This window comes from Micromonospora sp. DT229 (genome assembly GCF_049844505.1).
Lineage (GTDB): Bacteria > Actinomycetota > Actinomycetes > Mycobacteriales > Micromonosporaceae > Micromonospora.
On the sequence record NZ_JBNCLD010000063.1, the window covers coordinates 1 to 212 of the forward strand.

The window sequence follows — 212 nt, forward strand, 5'->3', positions numbered from 1 at the left end:
AGCGAGGGTGAAGAGGTCGTCACGGTGTTGGACGAGCCGACTCAGCCGGGTAACAACGTGGGTCTGGTGGACCAGGAGCTGCTGGTCTCGACCTTCGACTCGGGTGCGGTGACGCCGGGGGCCTACACGGTGGATGCGGATCTGTTCCTGCGTACTCCGGCGGATGTCGCCGCGGGTGCGTACACCTCGACCCTGACCCTGTCCCTGTTCGA

At 65.6% G+C, this 212-nt stretch carries 1 pseudogene; it reads left to right on the forward strand.

From position 1 onward, the window contains the following. Positions 1–212, forward strand: a pseudogene (locus tag ACLQ2T_RS29290) (hypothetical protein); the annotation flags it as partial.